The organism is Rhodopila sp. (assembly GCF_035548095.1).
Lineage (GTDB): Bacteria > Pseudomonadota > Alphaproteobacteria > Acetobacterales > Acetobacteraceae > Rhodopila.
On record NZ_DASZUV010000030.1, the window covers coordinates 25,142 to 43,708 of the forward strand.

The window sequence follows — 18,567 nt, forward strand, 5'->3', positions numbered from 1 at the left end:
CAAAACAGTCAGATCGAGGCTCGCCGGTAGAATCCGGTTTCCGCCGGCGCGTTGACGATCTCCTCAACGATGCTGACGACCTCGGCCAACTTCGGGCCTCGTCGGCACAAGCGGGCCATTTCCTCGACTGCGTCGACATCGCCGAATATCAGCGCCTCCACCATGTCGTCGGCCTTGTTGCGGACCCAACCGGACAAGCCCAGCGTTCCAGCCTGGGCTACCATCCAATCCCGGTAGCCGACGCATTGCACTCGCCCCTGGATCAGCAACAGTTTGGCGATCATCCGCCACCCTCCCGGCTCAGTGCCATGAAGCGCCCCGCCAGCGCGATTTCAGCCCGCACGGCGCCCCGACGCCGCTGCGCCTCCTCATCCTCGCCCCATAGCTCCACTTGGAACAATTCATCCAGCGCGCCCAGGTCTGCGGCCGTATCCGCATCTAGCGCGCCTTGCGCCAGGGCCAATCCGAGCACCAGGCTGCCCAGCGCCGGCACCGCAATACCCAATCCGGCAAGTACGTAGGCATCCTGTGCGGCCACGATCCGCTTCAGCGTATCGATACTGTCGTGGTGCTGTTTGATATAGCCCACGCCTGCAGTGACACGCAGCGGCGCGCCATGGGCGCGGGCTATCCAATCCAGCCATGGCTGCCAGGATGCGGCCTGGCGATCCACCAGTGCCTGTGGTGACTCTGCGCGGTAGCATAACAGGTCGCTCTCCCCGTATCGCGCGATAGCATCGATCGTCGGGTCGGGGTTGGGCGCGATGCGCTCCTGCGCTGTGCCGGCCAGGCGAGTTAGCGGCGTGTTTTCAAATGACATCTCGCCACCCTTCGCCAGGCCGGCCTGTTGCCATTCGTCAGCGATGGCCCGCGCCAGGCGTTCCGGCCGGAGGGTGAGGACGTTGCCACCCGGCAGGCGTATCGGCCGTCCATCCAGATGGATGCTATAACCGTCGGCTTCGGCCTCTATCGTGGCCACCTCCCAGAAACGTTTCATCGCAGCAGGTTCCGTAATGTCTTGGTGGGATCCGGGAGGGCGGGGTGGGGCAGCTTTGACAACGGCTCCAACGGCTTTGCCGCGGCCGGTGCTCTGGCGGCTGGTGCGGCTTGGCCGCGCGCGGCGGCTAGAGCACTTGGACAAGCGGCAGCACCCGCGCCGTCCACGCGACCCGACGCCAGCAGGCCGCCGATGGCGCCCAAGGGCGTGGCGCTGCCCAGCAGCGCCCCCGCAATCGTGCCGGCATTCGCCTCTAGCGACTTGATCTCATTCACCCGGGCCGCCGGCTTGCGCATCGGTCCGGTTAACCGGACCGGCACGACGATGACGTTGCGACCGATCCGGGCCTCGGGACGCAGGGTGAGGTCAAGGGTCTCGGCTCCGAGATTCACTGTGCCGGTGCCTGTAACCGTCGCCAGCGAGGAACTCAGCACCAGCGCGGAGAGGGTGGCCACGCCTTGGCGTATGTCCATGCGTGCAGCCAGACAGTTCAAGTCGCTGGCGCCGCCGCGACCGACAAGGTCCAGAACGTTGATCTGACTCATCACCTGGCCGAGGATGCTTCCCAGCAGGCGATTGTCGATGGTGCCGCCGGGCATGGCGATGCCCAACGTACCGCTGACCGTGCTGGCCAAAGCGCGCGGGGATGTGCCAACGCCGCTCAGATCGGCATAGATCTCAGCATTCCCCGAGATCACCGCCGGCTGGTGGAGCGCCGTCAACACTGGCCGCAGCGCTAACCCGGGCGCACGCAGACGCAGCCGCGCCGGTGGTGCTGCTTGGCTGGCATCGATGGTTAGTGTGCCTTCCATCCGCCCCTCCGGCAGAGTGCCGGATAGGGGATCAATCATCAGCTTCGCGTCATGCAGGACGATATGCGCATCGATGTTGCGGTAGGTCTGGTCGCCGCTGAGCAGTGTGCCGATAGTTAGACGCAGATCGGTATCCGCTAGCCGCAGCCGATCGAAAGGCAGCGGCTTATCCGGAAAAATCCAATCTGGTTGGACATGCCGATCTACCGGAGTCGGCACGGCACCCCTCGCTGTCCCAGGGGGTAATGCATCAGGGGCTGATCCCCCAGGAGGCGCCGGCTGGATGGTCAGCTTGTTGGATAGCGCCAGCAACCCGTTCAGGTCGGCGTGGTCGGCGTTCACCGAGCCGGTCACGGTGGGAAGAGGGGATGGCGCCAGGCTGACATCGCCGCTCAGCGCCAGGAGCTTGCCGTCGATCGCTAAGTCTCGCAGCGCGACGCCGCTGCCGAACCCGTTCGGCGCTGCCGTCAGGTTGCCCTTCGCCGAGAAGGAATCGTCGGCCACGCGCAGCGAAAGATCAAACGCAATGGGTTGGCGCAGCCAGGATCCGACGATACCCCTGACTGCGACGGGTAGGCCGTTCATCGTCCCCTCGGCGTCCAGCATCACCGGCTGATCGATTGCCGTCGTCGCGAGGTCCACCTTGGTCACCACCAGACCACTGCCGAGTTCGCTGCTGCCGGTCCGCACCGTGACGTCAGTGATACGTGGATGGTCACGATCGTCGGCTGCGGCCTTGAACGCGAAACGGACGTCGCGGATCGAGGGCAGCGTAGCGCCCGGCATTAGCTTGGCGAGATCGGCGGTATCGCCGACATGGCCACTCACGGCCAGATCATAGCCGCCGAGTTGGGTCGGACGCCGCAGGGTCCCTTGTGACTCGATCCGGGCAGAGGCGACTTCCAGGACCGTGTGGACAGGCCAGGGAGCGGTGTCAGCAGGATTTTGCAACCGCCCCAGCGCCCCGAGATCCGCTGTGAACGACACCGGCGAAGCGTTATAGACAGCGGTGCCCTCGATATGGACCGGGGTCTCCAAAGAGTCTGTGCTCATGATGGCCGACACACTCGCGAGCGTGGTCACCGCAGCGGATGCATCGTCGCGATACGCCAAAGTGCCGTTCTCGATCGAGACGGTCTGCGCACCGATCGTCACCCGGCGGCGCGGCGACGCAGTGTTTGCCGCCCCGCCGGGATTGTTCGAAGGATTGGTTTCGCGCTTAAAGTGCCAATTGGCTTCGCCCGCGGCGGTCCGCTCCAGCAGGATGTTCGGGCTTACAAAAGTGAGGCTGCCGATCTCCACCTCGCGCGATAGCAGCGGCAACAGAGCGAGCGATAGGCGCAACCCCTTCAGGGTCGCCATCTGTGGGCGGGAAAAGCCTGGCGGGTTGGACAGGCTGACATCTGATATTTCCACGGTCGGCCACAATGACGCGCGCAGATGGATGTCGCCGGCGATAGTCAGCGTCCGTCCTGTTGCCTGTTGCACCGCCTCGGCGATACGCGGCTTAAGGCTGTTCGGATCGAAACGTAGGGCGGTGATGCTGATGCCAGCGGCACCCAGGACCACGACCCCGGCGGCGGCCAGCAGGCCGGCCCGCAGCGATCTTCTCACCGCGATTTCCCCATCGCGATCTCCTCAGGGTGATTTTCTGGGCGGCTGTGCTGGCGGCGCATGAAAACCCAGGGTCTGAAACGTCGCTCTCATGTGGGGAGCCAAGTCCGCTTCCACCACCAGGCGCCCGCCTGCTGGATGCGGCAATTCCAGACGGCGGGCATGCAGGTGCAGATCATTGGAAAGCCCTTGGATGACCGCTGAAAAGGCGTTGTTCTGATCCGGCTTCTCATACTTCTCATCGCCCAGGACCGGTGTACGCAGGGCAACGCAATGCACGCGCAATTGGTGGGTGCGACCGGTCAGCGGCTTTAGCTCCAGCCAGGCCAGTTTGCGGGCGGCGTGGTCCAAGGTGCGGTAATCTGTAATCGCGCGTGCGGCATCGGGATCGTCGCGATCGGCTGGCGCGGTGCGCTCGCCGCGGACGCCGCCGATGCGCTTCAGGGGTAGATCGATGCGGCCCTCCGGTGGAACCGGTCGGCCAGCGACGATCGCCCAATAAGTCTTATCGACATCGCGACCGCGGAACAGCGCCGCCAGACGAGCGGCGACGCCCGGCGTGCGGGCCAGCAACAGCGCGCCGGTAGTGTCGCGGTCCAGCCGATGGACAAGGCGCGGCCGGTGTTCGCTGCCAAAACGCAGTGCATTCAGCATACCGTCCAGATGGCGCTTGATGCCGGGGCCGCCCTGCACCGGCAGCCCATAGGGCTTATTCAGCACCAACACCTGGTCGTCGCAATAAATCACCAGCCGTTGCAGGTCGCGCGCATCCTCGTCCGAAACCTCAGCCACCGGTTGCGCAGCCGATATCTGCTCCGCCAGCGGCGGGACCATCACGGTCTGGCCGGGCGCCAGCCGGGTCGCGGTATCGGCCCGTTGACCATCGATCCGGATCTTTCCAGTGCGGCACAGTTTCTGGATCGCGCTTTGAGGCACGCCGGAAAAGTGTCGGCGCACCCAGCGGTCGAGCCGAATGCCGGCTTCATCCTCGGTTACGATATGCGGTTCCTGCGCCATGTGCCGGGGTGTGGAGCGCGTAACGCGGGGGGTCAAGGCACTTTGCGCGGGCGAATTCCGCGCGACGAAACTCCGTGACCAACATCCTCTGGCGCAGCGGATGGCGATACCTATCTCTTCAACCGCCCTGACACGGAGGATCGCTACCATGAAGGCCACCCTGAATGGCCGCGTAATCGCCGATAGCGACGATATCGTCGAAGCTGCTGGCTACGCCTATTTTCCTGCCGCCGCCACGCATCTGGATTGGCTGGAGAAAGCGGAGAAGACCGACAGCGACAAGGCCTGCCCCCACGGCGTGCAATTTTATGACGTTGTGGTGGATGGTGCGCGGCATCCACGTGTAGCCTGGAGCTACGAACGGCCGTTGCCGGCCCTCCAGGCAGTTGGCGGTCGCTTCGGCTTTTGGAAGGATGTGCATGTCGGCTGAAATGTCTTCCTCTTGGCCGCCATTGCGTTTCGCGGATTGTTGACCTTCATCTTGCTGATGCAAGCTCGGAACGGTGTAGTCGTATCCCGCGCCGGCGGGGTCCCGATGAGCGTTTGATGCAGGTTGCGCTGGCGGGATTCGCCGCCACGTCCTGGTCGACCTGGATCGTTGCCGGGATCGCCACGGCTGGGGTAATCCTGCGGCCGTTCGCCTGGCCGGAATTCATCTGGGCAGTCGCCGGGAGCGGCGCCCTCGTCATGCTGGGCCTGCTGCCGTGGCGCGAGGCATTGCACGGCGTTGCGCGCGGCACCGACGTTTATTTGTTCCTGGTCGGCATGATGTTGCTGGCTGAAGTCGCGCGGCTGGAGGGCTTGTTCGACTGGCTCGCGGCGAAGGCGGCCAGGCTGGCCGAAGGTTCCGCGCCTCGATTGTTTGCGTTGATATTCGGCGTGGGCACTCTGGTGACGGTGTTTTTGTCCAACGATGCCACCGCCGTGGTCCTTACTCCGGCGGTCGCCGCGGTGATCCGGGCCGTCGAGGCCAAGCGGCCGTTGCCCTATCTGCTCATCTGCGCGTTCATCGCCAACGCGGCAAGCTTCGTATTGCCGATCTCCAACCCGGCGAACCTGGTGATTTATGGCAGCCAGATGCCGCCTCTGTTGCGTTGGCTGTCGTTCTACACGCTGCCGTCGGCGTTTGCGATTGGCGCGACCTTTGCCGTTTTGCGCTGGACGCAACGGACGCAGTTGCGGGAAACCCTGGTGGCGGCGGTGACCGTGCCAGTCTTGTCAGCCGGCGGTATGATGGCGGCGACGGGGATTGGCCTGACGGCGATAGCGCTGCTGGCAGCCTCGGCAGCAGACTGGTCGCTGGGGCTATCGACCTTTCTGGCCGGCATCGCGACCCTATTCCTAGTGCGCATCCGCGCCCGTATCGGTCTGTTTGCCTTGGTGCGCGACATTCCCTGGGGTGTGATACCACTGGTGGCGGGGCTGTTTGTGCTGGTGCAGGCATTGGACCGGACTGGGGTGACCGGTGAGTTGGCAAAGCTGGTGGCAGCGCTGGTGCAGCGGTCAGAGGTGGAGGCGGCATGGCTGATCGGGCTGACGCTCGGGTTCGGCTGCAACCTCATGAACAATCTGCCGGCCGGATTGCTGGCCGGACGGGTGGTTGAGCTGGCACAGGTGCCGGAGAGCGTGCGTGCGGCGGTGCTGATCAGCGTCGATGTCGGTCCCAACCTGTCGGTGACCGGGTCGCTGGCGACGATTCTATGGCTGACAGCCTTACGACGCGAGGGCTTGCATGTTGGCGCGTGGCAGTTCCTGAAGCTGGGTGCGTTGGTGATGCCGCCCGCCTTGGTGCTGGCAATCGGCGGCATGCTGCTGGTCCGTTGACCCTGGACGACCTGGACCCTTGAACTGTCCGGCCCCGCGCTGATCCGTCCCGAGCGGATTCCGACAACCCGGCACGCCAATGTTGACGGGACGCCACCACGGCGTCATAAGCCGCCGATCCGGGTCAAATCGTCGCCCGGTCCCCACACGTACCGGGGACTACGCCGCTCCGCGAGGGTTCGCGCAGCGGCGCGTCATCGTTTGGAGCCATACTGCCGTGTTCGAAGCCCTTTCGGACAAGTTATCCGGCGTCTTCGACCGCCTGCGTGTCCGCGGACGGCTGAGCGAGGAGGATGTGTCTGAAGCGCTGCGGGAAGTCCGTCTCGCGCTGCTGGACGCCGACGTGGCCCTCCCGGTGGTACGTGACTTTATCGCCAAGGTGCGCGAACGCGCGGTGGGCGCCGAGGTGCTGTCTTCGGTTACGCCCGGCCAGCAGGTGGTCAAGATCGTCAACGACGTGATGATTGACGCCTTGGGCGGCGCCGGCGCGGTGCCGATCAATCTGAACGCGGCAGCGCCGGTGCCAATTCTGATGGTGGGCCTGCAGGGCTCCGGCAAAACCACGACTGCAGGCAAGCTTGCCCGCCGGCTGAAGGAGCGGGAACGCCGCAAGGTACTGCTCGCCAGCCTGGATACCCAGCGCCCGGCCGCGCAGTTGCAGTTGGCGCAACTGGCCGATCAGGCCGGCGTGCCTAGCCTGCCCATCGTCGCCGGCCAGACGCCGGTGCAGATCACCCAGCGCGCCATGGAGACGGGCCGGCGCGAAGGCTATGACATCATCATCCTGGACACCGCCGGCCGGCTGTCCATCGATGAGGAGCTGATGCAGGAGGTGCGGGACGTCCGCGCCGCCAGCAGCCCGGCTGAGACGCTGCTGGTCGTTGATGCCATGACCGGTCAGGACGCGGTAAACACCGCCAAGGCCTTCAACGATGCTTTGACCGTCACCGGCGTGGTTCTCACCCGCATGGACGGTGATGCCCGCGGCGGTGCGGCGCTGTCAATGCGCGCGGTCACCGGCGCTCCGATCAAGCTGATCGGCGTGGGAGAGAAGCAGGACGCGCTGGAGGATTTCCACCCCGAACGCGTCGCAGGCCGCATCCTGGGCATGGGCGACATTGTCGGGCTGGTAGAGCGCGCGACCGAGAACATAGACCAGGAAGAAGCCGAAAAACTTGCCCAGAAGATGATGAAGGGCAAATTCGACCTGGAGGACTATGCGGCCCAGCTCAAGCAAATCAGCAAGATGGGCAGCATTTCGTCCATTCTGAGCATGCTGCCGGGGGCAGGGAAAATCGCCCAACAGCTCGAGGGCAAGGACCTGGATACCAAGGTGTTCAAGCGTCAGGCGGCGATCATTTCGTCCATGACGATGAAGGAACGCCGCAATCCCGACATCATCAAGGCAAACCGCAAGAAACGCATTGCCGCCGGGTCGGGGACATCGGTGCAGGATGTCAACAAGCTACTGAAGCAGTTCGACGACATCTCCACCATGATGAAAAAAGTCGGAAAGCTGGGCCAGAAGGGTCTGATGCGCCATGGCCTAAACGCCCTGATGCCGAAGGGCATGATGCCGGGTGGTGGCAACCGCCGGCCGTACTGAAACCATGAACCGTTTCGATAGACAGGAGAACACACTTTGGGCCTGAAAATCCGCCTCGCCAGGGCCGGCGCTAAGAAGCGCCCCTACTACCACATCGTCATCGCCGATAGCCGTAGCCCGCGCGACGGCCGCTTCATCGAGCGCGTCGGCAGCTACAATCCCATGCTGCCGGCTGAGCATGCGGACCGCGTGCGCCTGCAGGAGGAGCGGCTGGTACACTGGTTGGCACATGGCGCCGTCGCGACGGACCGTGTGGCGAAGTTCCTGGGCAAGGCCGGGATGATCCCGATGCCGGACTGGAATGAGCAGCCGAAGCAGTCGGCGCCGAAGAAGAAGGCGCAGGAGCGTGCCAAGGCCGCCGAGGCCGCTGCCGTCGCTTGAGATCGACCGGTGCCGGACAACCGCATCCAGCTTGGAGTGATCGGACGGCCACATGGTGTGCGGGGGCTAGTGCACGTCACCAGCCATACCGCCAACCCGGCCGATCTGACAGCCTATGGCCTGCTCTCCAATGGGAGTGGGCGGCACTTCCTGCTGCGCTGGAAAGGCAATGGCATAGCCGAAGTGTCCGAACTGATTGGCGGCACCCCGGTGAAAATCGCCGACCGTACAGCCGCCGAGAAGCTGACAAATGTGCGACTGTTCATCGACCGCGCCGCGCTGCCGGCGCCGGATGCAAGCGATGAATTTTATCTCGCCGACCTGATCGGCCTGCGCGCCGAGGACAAGGACGGCGGCCGTATCGGTACTGTCACCATCGTGCACGACTATGGTGCCGGTGCGTCGCTGGAGATCGAACCGCCGAACGGCGGCGAACCGCTGATCCTGCCGTTTACCAAGGCCTGCGTGCCGGTGGTGGATCCAGTCGGTGGAAGGGTGGTCGTGACGCCACCCGATGAGGTGGTTGTTGCACCATCGAAGGAGGGTGCAGCGGCATGAGTTGGCGCGCCTCCATTCTGACGCTATTTCCAAGCATGTTCCCCGGTCCGCTGGGCCAATCACTCGCCGGCCGGGCGCTGGAGAACGGTGTCTGGGCCCTAGACGCGATCAATATCCGTGACTTCGCCCGGGATCGGCATCGCACGGTCGACGACACGCCGTTCGGCGGCGGTGCCGGCATGGTGCTGCGGCCCGACGTGGTGGATGCGGCGGTGGCTTCGGTTGCCGATGATCGGCCGGTCGTTTGCCTGACGCCACGCGGTCGCCGGTTCGACCAGACGGATGCGCGATGTTTCGCCACCGGTTCGGGTGTCGTGCTGGTCTGCGGCCGTTATGAAGGTATCGATCAGCGTGTCATAGACGCACGCGGCATGCTGGAACTGAGCATCGGCGATTATGTGCTATCTGGTGGTGAACTCGCCGCGCTGGTGCTGCTGGACGCGACTGTCCGACTGCTACCCGGCGTGATGGGCGCGGCGGACAGCGCTGTGGAAGAAAGCTTCTCCGCTGGATTGCTCGAGTATCCGCATTATACGCGTCCGGCCGAATGGCAGGGCAGGACAGTGCCCGAGGTCCTGCTGTCCGGCCACCATGCCGCCGTCGCCGCGTGGCGGCAGGCGGAAGCAGAACGCATTACCCGCGAGCGGCGCCCTGACCTATGGGCCGACGCGGCTTCAATCCATCGCGCGGCGCAGGCCGCATCCTGATACAGATGAGAGGATGAATAGCATGAATATCATTCAGCAGTTTGAGGCGGAGCAGATGGCGCGCCTCACCAGCAGCCGTCCGGTGCCGGAATTCCAGCCGGGTGACACGCTGCGCGTCTCGGTGAAGGTGGTCGAAGGGGAGCGCACCCGCACCCAGGCGTTCGAGGGCGTGTGCATCGCGCGCTCCAACAAGGGGCTGAACAGCAACTTTACCGTGCGCAAGATCAGCTATGGTGAGGGCGTGGAGCGCGTATTCCCGCTCTATTCCCCGACGATCGCCGAGATCAGCGTGGTTCGCCGTGGTGATGTGCGCCGGGCCAAGCTGTATTACTTGCGCGGTCGTAGCGGCAAATCGGCTCGTATCGCGGAGAAGGCCCGCACGGTTGGGACGGCGGCCCAGGCAGAGGCGCCTGCGGTGGCGGAGGAAGCCGCGTCAGAGTAATTTGATCAACCGTGCGGTCGATGGTGCAAAACTTGGGTGTCGGCCATTTCCGGCCGACAATCCGCATATCCAATCCATGGTTCCGGCCTAAGGAAAACCATAGATTTGCGGACGCTTTCCCGCGCTCTGCGTGCAGGCGGCAGCCATAGACTCCGCCTCCCACTGCTTGGACGACAGCCCAACTCCTACTCGCCAGCATCGGCTTGATGCGGTCATCAGGGTACGTCGGTCGTATCAGCCCTAATCCGAGATGGCGCGGTGGATGGCATTGTCGGGGTTGCCGCGGTTGGCACCACGCCGGCCGTCGCCCATTCATTCATCAGCGTGAATCCAATGCCCAGCAGCACGGGGCCGAGGAAGATGCCCAGAAAGCCAAACGCGATTGCACCGCCGAGTACACCCAGGATCGTAAGCAGGAATGGCAATTGCGCGCCGCGCGCAATGAACCAGGGGCGAATCAGGCTGTCCGCTCCCGAGATCACACCGGTTCCATATATGGCCAGGAAGATCCCCCACCCCAGATGACCGCTTGTCATCAGCCAGATCGCGGCTGGGATCCAGACCAGCGGCGCGCCCACGGGTAACACAGCCAGCAGGCCGGCAATCGTTCCCAGCAGGACTGGCCGCGGAACGCTGGAGATCCATAAGCCAAACGCAGTCAAGAAGCCCTGTACGACGGCGGTGCCGAGGATGCCGAAGACCACACCGCGCACGGTTGCGCCGGTAACCCGGATCAGGCGGTCTGCCCGCGGCCCAGCGATCCGCTCCAGGATCAGGCGCAGCCGAGCAGCAATGTTGTCTCCATAGAAGTAGAAGAAGAAAGCGATAAAAAGCGCCAGCAGGAACATCAGGACGCCGTTGGCGATCCCCACCAGCAGGTTGAAACTGCCTTCCACCACAATGCCATAATAAGGACGCAACGCCTCCAGCGCCTGACTGATGTCAGCCGACCAGCGGTTGAGCAGATCACCGATTGTCGGGCCGATCAATGGAATCTCGAAGACCCATTGCGGTGCGTCGGGTAGACCGGCGTGCAGCCAATCCATCACCATCTTCCGCAGCGTGGCAGCGTCCGAGGCGCTGTTGGGCACGGCAACCGCAATCGGCAGCACGAGTACCACGGCGGTGAGTGCGACCATCAGCGCCGCGGCCCAGCCCCGGCGCAGATTGAGGTGGTGGCGGAACCAGCTGAACAGTGGCCAGGTGGTGAATACCAGGATCGCGGCCCACAGGAGGGAGGACCAGAAGGGCAGCAGGACCCAGACGCACCCGATCGCCACGCCGCCCAGCAGCAGCCCCATCAAAATTCGCTCGGCGATCATGGTTCCCCTGTCTGTCGCCGCCTCGCCTCAGGCAAGATGAGGCCGGCGGGTCGAACGGTGTCATCGGCGCGGTCCGCGTGATCGCGTCTCCGGCGGCGTCCCACTTCCGATGCACATACTAGCCAATCCGGAGGGAGGTCTGTAGCCTGCTGGTAGCCGACTGAAATGCCGATCATAATAGAGGGAGGGTTCCAGTGCCCCGCTTCGCCGCGAACCTGTCGATGATGTTCAATGAGGTACCGTTCCTGGACCGCTTCGCTTCCGCGCGCGCGGCAGGGTTCGAGGGCGTAGAGTTCCTCTTTCCATACGAGTTCCCGGCCGACGAGTTGCGCAAGCGACTGAATGGAGAGGGCCTGACCCAGGCATTGTTCAACCTGCCACCGGGTGACTGGGCCAAAGGTGAACGCGGAATGGCGAGCCTGCCCGGTCGGCAGCAGGAGTTTCGAGATTCGGTGAAAAAGGCTTTGGACTATGCCGCGACCCTGAATTGTCGGCTTCTCCACTGCATGGCCGGCTTAGTGCCGGCTGAGGTATCGCTAACAACGGCAACATCTGTCTATGCGGCGAATCTCGCATGGGCAGCCGAGCAAGCTGTGCCCGCCGGCGTGAAGCTGGTGATAGAGCCGATCAACCACCGGGATATGCCCGGCTATTTTCTGAATACTCAAGCACAGGGAGCGGACATTATCGCCGCGATCGGCAGCGACCGGATCGGCTTGCAGTTCGATGTCTACCACGTGCAGGTAACGGAGGGCGACATCACCAAGCGGATGGAGCGCTATATGCCTGTCATCGCTCACATGCAGATTGCCGATGTGCCGGCTCGCAACGAGCCAGGGACCGGCGAGATCGGCTGGTCATATGTTTTTCATCGCATGGACGAACTGAACTACCAGGGGTGGGTCGGCTGCGAGTACCGGCCCGCCGGGGACACTGTTGCCGGACTGAGCTGGCGGGAGCGCTTTGCCCGCTAAGGCGCAGCACGGCGCTTCGGCCCGCGCTGCTGCCATCCTGCTCCGCACTCCGCCAATTTCCTGAGGCATTCGCTGCTCGGGTGGACATCATCAGCATGGATTGCCGCAACCGTACTTGAGGGGAGATCAGACATGAAAATCGGTTTCATCGGACTGGGCATCATGGGGCGCCCGATGGCGCTGCACCTGAAGAACGGCGGTCATGAGCTGGTCGTGCCGGAGCGGGCAAGCCTGACCGGGGAAATCCGGGCAGCAGCCAAGGTTGTCCCGAACGCCAAGGCGGTGGCAGCGGAATCCGAGGTCGTCATTCTGATGGTGCCGGATACACCGGATGTAGCCGCCGTATTGTTTGGCCCCGGCGGGGCCGCGCAAGGCCTGCGTCCCGGCAGCCTGGTGATCGACATGTCCTCGATCAGTCCGATCGAAACCAAGGAATTCGCCGCGAAAATTTCGGAAAAAGGCTGCGACTATGTCGACGCGCCCGTGTCGGGCGGGGAGGTGGGCGCGAAGAACGCCGCACTGACAATCATGGTAGGGGGCACAGAAGCTGCATTTAACCGCGCCAAGCCGCTGTTCGATCTGATGGGCAAGAATATCACCCACGTGGGAGAGGTGGGCGCCGGACAGGTTTGCAAGGTTGCCAACCAGATCATCGTCGCATTGAACATCCAGGCGGTATCCGAGGCATTGGTGTTTGCCTCCCGCGCTGGTGCTGATCCGGCAAAGGTGAGGCAGGCGATTTCGGGCGGCTTCGCCTCTTCGCGCATCCTGGAATTGCATGCGGAGAGGATGATCAACGGCACCTTCAATCCGGGCTTCAAGATCAACCTTCACCAGAAGGATCTGAACCTGGCTCTGTCTTCAGCGAAGGCACTGGGGCTGGCACTGCCGAATACCGCGGTTGTCCAGCAGATGTTTAGCGCCTGCGTGGCACATGGGCATGGAGAGCTGGATCATTCTGCGATGATCATGGCGATCGAGGGCTTGGGAAATCACGATATACGGAAGAACAAGAAATAACGGGTCAGGTCACTGATGCCGCACACGCGCACGTTGTCGCCATTCTGGCCAGCCCGGGCATGGCGGTGGCTGTACGCTTCACTGTGCGCGAGCGAGCGGATCCGAGGCATCCAGCCTGATCTCCGAAACCATGGTGGAGCCTCTGCTGGGCAGGATTACAGGGCTGCTGCGTGTTGTGGCCAGGGATCGGTCGGATAAACGCGCGGCACGATTGCGTGCCGTGGCGTTCAGGAGATTGGCTCAGGCGAACTCCAGCAGATACAGCAGACTATTTCGAGCATATCAAGGTTGTTCTCGATCATCTCGATGAGAGACGTTCCGCGTGAAGTGTAGCCGGCTCGTACTGGGTGGAGCGATCCTGGTGGCCATTGTGGCGGGTGTCGTCGCCGTCGGTAGACTGGGCTTGTTTGGCAGCACACGCTCCGGGACTCTTATGCTGTCGGGCAATGTGGACATCCGTCAGGTTGATCTGGGATTTCGCGTACCTGGTCGAATCGGATCGATCGCGTTCGAAGAGGGAGCGCATGTGACCGCGGGTGCCGTTCTTGCCCGTCTGGATGCCGCGCCCTACCAAGCGGCGGCCGCTGCCGCGCAGGCCCAGGTAGAAGTGGATAAGGCCCTGCTTGACAAATTGCACAATGGCAATCGCAAGGAAGATATCGATCAGGCGGCTGCCAGCTTGACTGAGGCGCAGGCGACGCGTGAGCAGGCCAGGTTGGACTACGAGCGTAACAGCGCTTTGGTGAAGAATTCCGCGGTCAGCCGGCAAAGCTTTGATCAGGCTAGGGCGCAATATCAGGTGGCGCAGGCGCGGGAACAGGCAGCCTCCGCCGCACTGACACTGATGCGGGCTGGAGCCCGGATAGAGGATATCGCCGCTGGAGAGGCACAGCTGCAACTCGCGCTGGCGCAGCAGCAAAAGGCGGAGACTGACCTTGCCGATACGACCCTGCGTGCGCCGAATGCCGGGACGATTCTGGTGCGGGCGCGCGAGCCCGGCGCGACAGTCGCCGCCGGTGAAACCGTCCTGACCCTGACAATAGACCACCCGATGCGCATTCGCGCCTATATCGATGAACCGAACCTGCACCGCATTTCTCCCGGGATGACAGTCGAGGTCACGGCTGACAATAATCCCAAAGTCTATCATGGTACCATCGGCTTCATTTCGCCCACAGCGGAGTTCACACCGAAGACCGTACAGACGCAGGCGCTGCGTGCCGATCTTGTGTTCAGATTGCGAGTCATCGTCGATCATCCGGATGATGCGTTGCGCCAGGGGGCACCGGTCACCGTGATGGTGCCAAATGCCCGGCCGCCGGGAAGCTAATCGTGGACGAGCCAGTTGCGACGGCCGAGGGGATCGTCAAACGCTTCGCCAGCGGAAAAAGACCGGTACTGGACTCCGTATCGATACGCATAGAGGCTGGTCGGATGACCGGATTGGTTGGCCCCGACGGCGCCGGCAAGACGACGCTGATCCGGATTCTTGCCGGCCTGATTGATCCCAATATAGGCCGAGCGCTGGTGTTCAGTCTTCCGGCGACTGCGACCGACCGCAGCCGCATCGGGTATATGCCGCAGCGCTTCGGCTTATATGAAGATCTGACGGTGCTGGAGAACCTGCGCCTGTACGCCGACCTGCGGGGATTGCCGGCGGCGGAACAGTCGGCAACTTTCGCGCGCCTGCTGGATTTCACCGACCTCGGCCACTTTAGGAACCGCCTCGCTGGTAACCTGTCCGGCGGCATGAAGCAGAAGCTGGGTTTGGCATGCGCCTTGGTGCGCACACCCTCGCTTCTGCTGTTGGATGAGCCCAGCGTTGGTGTTGACCCGCTGTCGCGCCGGGAACTCTGGAGCATGGTGCGGCAACTGGCCGATACCGGAATTGGCGTCCTTTGGTCCACGGCTTATCTGGATGAGGCAGAACGTTGCGATAACGTGACACTTCTGGATGATGGGATTTGCCTGCATGCCGGGCCGCCGGCCGACCTCATGAACACGCTGCAGGATCGGGTATTCCGATTGCGGGGTCTGGGGAAGGATCGCCGAACGGTTCTGCGTCAGGCGCTGGATGCGCCGGAGATCGCGGACGGCGCCATCCAGGGATCCTCTATCCGGTTGATGCTGAAACAAGAGGCACGTATTCCGGCACCCGAGGCGCTAGGTGCCCCACCCGCTGTGAGGGTGGAATCGGTATCGCCACGCTTCGAGGACGCTTTTATCGACCTGTTAGGAGGCGGCCCTCCGGGTACATCGCCACTTGCCCAGGCGTATCGCACCATCCCGGAAACCGAACGCCCGGCGATCGAAGCCAACGGACTGACAAAGCGCTTCGGTAATTTCGTTGCCGCGGACACAATCCGCTTCAGCGTGTCACGTGGCGAAATCTTTGGCCTGCTTGGCCCAAACGGTGCGGGCAAGTCAACGACGTTCAAGATGCTGTGCGGGTTACTGACACCCAGTAGCGGCAGCGGCGCGGTAGCCGGGTTCGACCTTCGCTCCGCCAAGGCCGATGCTCGGCAATCCCTAGGCTATATGGCCCAGAAGTTTTCGCTCTACGGCGACCTGTCGGCGCGTCAGAACCTGAATTTTTTTGCCGGCGCATATGGCTTGTCGGGTAGTAACGCGCGGGCCGCGATCGACCTGGCCATTTCGGTCTTCCGATTAGGGCAGTACCTCCGCCAGGACGCCGGCACGATGCCGTTGGGCTACAAGCAACGTTTGGCCTTGGCCTGCGCTGTCCTGCACCAGCCACCGGTGCTGTTTCTTGATGAACCGACTTCCGGTGTGGATCCTATCGTACGGCGGGAGTTCTGGACGCACATCAATGGTCTGGTGGAGAAGGGCGTGACCGTGCTGGTCACCACCCATTTCATGGATGAGGCGGAATATTGCGACCGCGCGACGCTGATCTATCGTGGGCGGCAGGTGGCGACGGGCACACCGGATGCGTTGAAAACGCATGCGGGCATATCGAACGCAACGATGGAGGATGCCTTTGTCGCCCTGATCCGGGAAACCGATGCCACGCAAGGAAAGGCGGCGTGAGCGGCCGCTTCCGGCGATTTGGCGCGTTGCTGACCAAGGAAGTCCGCCAGATCCTGCGCGATCCGTCGACCTTTCTGATCGCATTCGTTTTGCCAATGATTCTATTATTCCTTTTCGGCTATGGCGTGAACCTGGATACAGCCCGTACGCGCATCGGCCTGTCGGTGCGCGACGACAGCGAGTCTGCCGCGAGCCTGGCGCACGACTTCACCAATTCCCGCTGGTTCGACGTTCGCGAGACCGGCTCCATGGAACAGCTTGGTCGAGACATGGTTCGTGGGCGCATCCGCGGTATCATCGCAATCCCGAATGGATTTGGCCGCGATGTCGCCGCGGGGCGCGGTACGATCCAGATCGTTACCGACGGCTCTCTACCTAACATGGCTGGCTTCGTCTCCGGCTATGCGGAAGGGGTCCGAACGAACTGGGCAGCTCAGCATGCTTTTCTGCATGGTATAAATCCCGATACGTCACGCCTGGATGCGGCGCGGGTCGAAGTCACGCACCGCTTCTGGTTCAATCCGGAATTGGCAAGCCGTTTTTTCCTGGTACCCGGCTCGATCGCCGTGGTGATGACCATGATCGGTACTCTGTTGACAGCCCTCGTCGTTGCCCGTGAGTGGGAACGGGGCACGCTGGAAGGATTGATGGCAACACCTGTCGGGATGGGAGAATTTATCGCGACAAAGGTGGTACCCTACTTCTTCCTGGCGTTGGGATCGATGGGACTATGTACGCTGCTTGCCGTATTTGTGTTCGGCGTGCCCTTTCGCGGGTCGGTGCTTGGCCTGCTTGCGATCGCGTCAACCTTTCTTGTCCCGGCCTTGGGACAGGGTCTGCTGATCTCGGCTGCCACCAAGAATCAGTTTGTCGCCAGTCAGCTTGCACTGATCACGGCCTTCCTGCCGACAATGTTGCTTTCAGGATTCATCTTCGAAATCGCGTCCATGCCGCGTCCGATCCAGTGGCTGACCTATATCGTGCCGGCCCGCTATCTGATCCCGTCGCTCCAGACCGTGTTCGTCGCTGGCGACGATTGGGGGCTTTATCTGCCCAATATGGGGGTTCTGCTCTGCTTTGGGACGGGATTTTTTCTGGCCGCGCTGGCCGTGACGCGCAGGCGGATCGCGTGACCGGGGCACGGCTGCTGGCGATTTGCGTCAAGGAGTTCTGGGCTATCCTCCGCGATAAACGAATACGCGCGACCCTGCTTGCGATGCCGATCCTGCAATTTTTCATCTTCGGGCTGGCCACGACCCTGGAGGTGAAAAACATCGACATCGGTGTTTTGAACCGCGACGTTGGGGCCTGGAGCCAGGAAGTGATCCAGCGTGTGCAAGGGAGTCCGAATGTCGCACGGGTGATCATGTTGCCCGATGGCGCGGCGGTACGTCGGGCGATCGATCATCAGCAAGTGATTGCCGTTCTTCGCTTCGAGCCAGACTTCTCGGCCAACGTGGCGAGCGGGCGAGGGGGAACGGTCGGCGCGATCTTCGACGGTCGCCGTTCCAACGCGGCCCAGATCGTTGCCGGCTATCTCGATCAAATCGTGACCGGAATAGGAATGCACTTGGCTCCAACGGCGGGAGACGCGGCGGCAGCGGGTTCCGTGGCCGTGAACTGGTTCAACCCGAATCTGGACTATGTCTGGTTTACGATGCCAGCGCTGATCGCAATCATTCCGGCGATCACAACGTTGTCGGTCGTCGCCCAGTCGGTAGCGCGAGAAAAGGAACTGGGAACATTCGATCAGCTTATGGTTTCGCCCTTGCGAGTGCACGAAATCCTGATCGGCAAGATGGTGCCGCCGGTGCTGGTCGGCCTATTTGTCGCCAGTATCTACATCGCACTGATTCCGCTGGTGTTTCACGTACCGCTGACCGGACCGCTGCAGATGCTGTATGTCGCGCTGGTCCCCTATTTGATGGCCCTGACCGGGATCGGAATGCTGATATCGGTGTTGTCGACGACCCAACAGCAGGCGTTCCTGGGAATGTTTCTCGTCGCGGTCCCAACCATCCTGCTGTCGGGGTATGCCAGCCCGATCGACAACATGCCGGACTGGCTCGCCTTCATCGCACGAGCGGATCCCGCTGGCTACTTTCTGACCGTCAGTGAGGGCGTTTTCCTGAAGGCAATGACGGCTGGGGATGTGCTGGCAAATGCCTGGCCTCTGGCTGTCATCGCGACCGTCACGCTGACCGCGGCGTCGCTGCTGTTTCGCTCCCGGATGACATGACGC

At 62.9% G+C, this 18,567-nt stretch carries 18 protein-coding genes; 13 read left to right on the top strand and 5 right to left on the bottom strand.

The annotated features are described in order from the left end of the window. Window positions 1–8: 8 nt before the first annotated feature. From VHC04_RS21145 to VHC04_RS21160, 4 genes are read right to left on the bottom strand one after another with little or no spacing between them, the layout of a single operon-like run. Complete coding sequence (locus VHC04_RS21145; RefSeq protein ID WP_325684723.1) at window positions 9–284, bottom strand: acylphosphatase; 276 nt, start codon at window positions 282–284, stop codon at window positions 9–11. Then, window positions 281–997 (bottom strand): ATP12 family chaperone protein, encoded by a 717-nt coding sequence (locus VHC04_RS21150; protein ID WP_325684724.1) that lies wholly within the window; start codon window positions 995–997, stop codon window positions 281–283. Before VHC04_RS21150 ends, VHC04_RS21145 begins: the two co-directional genes overlap by 4 nt. Next, window positions 994–3,423, bottom strand: a complete 2,430-nt coding sequence (locus tag VHC04_RS21155; RefSeq protein WP_325684725.1) for an AsmA family protein — start codon at window positions 3,421–3,423, stop codon at window positions 994–996. The genes VHC04_RS21150 and VHC04_RS21155 overlap by 4 nt, the downstream gene beginning before the upstream one ends. A 24-nt stretch (window positions 3,424–3,447) precedes the next feature. Next, window positions 3,448–4,440: an RluA family pseudouridine synthase gene (locus VHC04_RS21160; RefSeq protein ID WP_325684726.1), complete on the bottom strand. Its 993-nt coding sequence runs from the start codon at window positions 4,438–4,440 to the stop codon at window positions 3,448–3,450. A 148-nt stretch (window positions 4,441–4,588) separates the two neighbouring features. Between VHC04_RS21160 and VHC04_RS21165 the strand changes: the two genes are divergently transcribed. The 7 genes from VHC04_RS21165 to rplS all read left to right on the top strand — a co-directional run bounded on the left by VHC04_RS21165 (window position 4,589) and on the right by rplS (window position 9,958). After that, complete coding sequence (locus VHC04_RS21165; RefSeq protein WP_325684727.1) at window positions 4,589–4,870, top strand: DUF427 domain-containing protein; 282 nt, start codon at window positions 4,589–4,591, stop codon at window positions 4,868–4,870. A gap of 116 nt (window positions 4,871–4,986) precedes the next feature. Beyond that, a complete protein-coding gene (locus VHC04_RS21170) occupies window positions 4,987–6,264 on the top strand; it encodes an arsenic transporter (protein WP_325684728.1) in 1,278 nt (425 codons plus the stop codon). 217 nt (window positions 6,265–6,481) lie between these two features. After that, window positions 6,482–7,870 carry a signal recognition particle protein gene (gene ffh, locus VHC04_RS21175; protein WP_325684729.1) on the top strand — a complete coding sequence of 463 codons (1,389 nt, stop codon included), beginning with the start codon at window positions 6,482–6,484 and terminating at the stop codon, window positions 7,868–7,870. Between the two features lie 36 nt (window positions 7,871–7,906). Beyond that, window positions 7,907–8,251, top strand: coding sequence for a 30S ribosomal protein S16 (rpsP, locus tag VHC04_RS21180; protein ID WP_325684730.1), 345 nt, complete (start codon window positions 7,907–7,909; stop codon window positions 8,249–8,251). A 9-nt stretch (window positions 8,252–8,260) separates the two neighbouring features. After that, window positions 8,261–8,809: a ribosome maturation factor RimM gene (gene rimM / locus VHC04_RS21185; protein ID WP_325684731.1), complete on the top strand. Its 549-nt coding sequence runs from the start codon at window positions 8,261–8,263 to the stop codon at window positions 8,807–8,809. Then, a complete protein-coding gene (gene trmD / locus VHC04_RS21190; protein ID WP_325684732.1) occupies window positions 8,806–9,516 on the top strand; it encodes a tRNA (guanosine(37)-N1)-methyltransferase TrmD in 711 nt (236 codons plus the stop codon). The genes rimM and trmD overlap by 4 nt, the downstream gene beginning before the upstream one ends. Before the next feature lie 22 nt (window positions 9,517–9,538). Beyond that, window positions 9,539–9,958 (top strand): 50S ribosomal protein L19, encoded by a 420-nt coding sequence (gene rplS, locus VHC04_RS21195; protein ID WP_325684733.1) that lies wholly within the window; start codon window positions 9,539–9,541, stop codon window positions 9,956–9,958. Window positions 9,959–10,173: 215 nt separating this feature from the next. On the opposite strand, the gene VHC04_RS21200 is transcribed toward rplS, so the two are convergent. Then, window positions 10,174–11,280, bottom strand: a complete 1,107-nt coding sequence (locus tag VHC04_RS21200) for an AI-2E family transporter (protein WP_325684734.1) — start codon at window positions 11,278–11,280, stop codon at window positions 10,174–10,176. Between the two features lie 194 nt (window positions 11,281–11,474). Between VHC04_RS21200 and otnI the strand changes: the two genes are divergently transcribed. The 6 genes from otnI to VHC04_RS21230 all read left to right on the top strand — a co-directional run bounded on the left by otnI (window position 11,475) and on the right by VHC04_RS21230 (window position 18,564). Next, window positions 11,475–12,254 (top strand): 2-oxo-tetronate isomerase, encoded by a 780-nt coding sequence (gene otnI / locus VHC04_RS21205; RefSeq protein ID WP_325684735.1) that lies wholly within the window; start codon window positions 11,475–11,477, stop codon window positions 12,252–12,254. Between the two features lie 132 nt (window positions 12,255–12,386). Continuing rightward, window positions 12,387–13,274, top strand: a complete 888-nt coding sequence (locus tag VHC04_RS21210) for a 2-hydroxy-3-oxopropionate reductase (protein WP_325684736.1) — start codon at window positions 12,387–12,389, stop codon at window positions 13,272–13,274. A gap of 361 nt (window positions 13,275–13,635) precedes the next feature. Beyond that, window positions 13,636–14,604: an HlyD family efflux transporter periplasmic adaptor subunit gene (locus VHC04_RS21215; RefSeq protein WP_325684737.1), complete on the top strand. Its 969-nt coding sequence runs from the start codon at window positions 13,636–13,638 to the stop codon at window positions 14,602–14,604. A 2-nt stretch (window positions 14,605–14,606) separates the two neighbouring features. Continuing rightward, on the top strand, window positions 14,607–16,325 hold the full coding sequence (locus VHC04_RS21220) for an ATP-binding cassette domain-containing protein (protein WP_325684738.1): 1,719 nt from the start codon (window positions 14,607–14,609) through the stop codon (window positions 16,323–16,325). Continuing rightward, window positions 16,322–17,458, top strand: a complete 1,137-nt coding sequence (locus VHC04_RS21225; RefSeq protein ID WP_325684739.1) for an ABC transporter permease — start codon at window positions 16,322–16,324, stop codon at window positions 17,456–17,458. Before VHC04_RS21220 ends, VHC04_RS21225 begins: the two co-directional genes overlap by 4 nt. Beyond that, entirely contained in the window at window positions 17,455–18,564 is a 1,110-nt protein-coding gene (locus tag VHC04_RS21230; protein ID WP_325684740.1) for an ABC transporter permease, read from the top strand. The genes VHC04_RS21225 and VHC04_RS21230 overlap by 4 nt, the downstream gene beginning before the upstream one ends. Window positions 18,565–18,567 lie beyond the last annotated feature (3 nt).

Coding starts and splice junctions, on each gene's coding strand:
- VHC04_RS21145 (WP_325684723.1), bottom strand. CDS start 284: ATGATCGCCAAACTGTTGCTGATCCAGGGGCGAGTGCAATGCGTCGGC.
- VHC04_RS21150 (WP_325684724.1), bottom strand. CDS start 997: ATGAAACGTTTCTGGGAGGTGGCCACGATAGAGGCCGAAGCCGACGGT.
- rplS (WP_325684733.1), top strand. CDS start 9,539: ATGAATATCATTCAGCAGTTTGAGGCGGAGCAGATGGCGCGCCTCACC.
- VHC04_RS21200 (WP_325684734.1), bottom strand. CDS start 11,280: ATGATCGCCGAGCGAATTTTGATGGGGCTGCTGCTGGGCGGCGTGGCG.
- VHC04_RS21210 (WP_325684736.1), top strand. CDS start 12,387: ATGAAAATCGGTTTCATCGGACTGGGCATCATGGGGCGCCCGATGGCG.
- VHC04_RS21170 (WP_325684728.1), top strand. CDS start 4,987: ATGCAGGTTGCGCTGGCGGGATTCGCCGCCACGTCCTGGTCGACCTGG.
- VHC04_RS21160 (WP_325684726.1), bottom strand. CDS start 4,440: ATGGCGCAGGAACCGCATATCGTAACCGAGGATGAAGCCGGCATTCGG.
- VHC04_RS21165 (WP_325684727.1), top strand. CDS start 4,589: ATGAAGGCCACCCTGAATGGCCGCGTAATCGCCGATAGCGACGATATC.
- trmD (WP_325684732.1), top strand. CDS start 8,806: ATGAGTTGGCGCGCCTCCATTCTGACGCTATTTCCAAGCATGTTCCCC.